This is a genomic window from Rhodococcus opacus (genome assembly GCF_012396235.1).
GTDB classification, from domain to species: Bacteria; Actinomycetota; Actinomycetes; order Mycobacteriales; family Mycobacteriaceae; genus Rhodococcus_F; species Rhodococcus_F opacus.
Genome location: NZ_JAAXPA010000110.1, coordinates 1 through 1,000, shown reverse-complemented (window position 1 = coordinate 1,000; position 1,000 = coordinate 1). Strand labels below are relative to the sequence as shown.

Here is a 1,000-nt window from a genome sequence, read left to right as displayed (position 1 = left end):
GGTTTCGTGGCAGTACCTTAACTCGCGGGCTTACACCTCGAAGATCAACGACACACCGATCAGTGGGAAAACCTCAGGCAGCAGCACGAAACTCCGGAAAGGAACCTGTGCGCGTTCCATATCCCTCACCACCGTCGCCGGCCCACAAACCGAGGATCTCGCGTTCCCCGGCGGTGGTAACGCCGATGGCGACGTAGACGGGCCGGTTGGCGACCTGACCGTCGCGGATCTTGACGTGAATGGCATCGATGAACACCACCGGATACACCGGGTCGAGAGGACGGACGGACCAGTCGGTCATCTCCGCGATCACCTTGTCGGTGATCTTGCTGATCGTCTCTCTCGAGACCGATGCTCCGTAGACGTCGTCGAAGTGCGCCGCGATTTCCCCGGTGGTCAGGCCCTTCGCCGAGAGAGACAGAACGATCTCGTCAACACCGGTCAACCGGCGCTGGCGTTTCTTGACGATCTGCGGATCGAACGAAGCGTCGGTGTCGCGGGGGACCTGGATCTCGACCGGTCCGATTTCCGTGAGCACCGTCTTGCTGCGGCGTCCGTTCCGGGAATTACCTCCGTTTCGGCCTGTGAACTGGTGCTTCTCGTAGCCGAGGTGCTCGTCCATCTCGGCTTCGAGTGCGATCTCGAGGACGTTCGCGGTGAGCTGGTTGAGTAACCCGTTCGGGCCGACCAACTCGACACCTTCGGCCCTGGCTTGAGCCAACAGTTGCTGGGCCAACTTCTGGTGGTCAATCTTCGACTGATCCATGGGATCAAGTGTTTCGGTCATCGTCTTGCCTTCTCGCCAAGGAACTCGGCGTGTCGGCCAGATCCAGTTCAACCGTTATCCCGACAGTCCCTTAAGCCGAGGAATCGGGGGGGCGGGTCTGGTCAGTTGCCTGTTTCTGTCGGATTCTTCGGCTTAACGATTCAGGTTCATCGCAGGCTGTAGAGGGCTTGCAGTGCGTCTTCGGCGAGGGGGTGTTCGGCGGGGTCGCCGGGT

General features: G+C 60.5%; 1 pseudogene. It reads right to left on the bottom strand.

Features of this window, described 5'->3' with window-relative positions:
* Positions 1–121: 121 nt before the first annotated feature.
* A pseudogene (locus HGB39_RS38090) lies at positions 122–787 on the bottom strand (IS256 family transposase); the annotation flags it as partial.
* Positions 788–1,000: the final 213 nt, after the last annotated feature.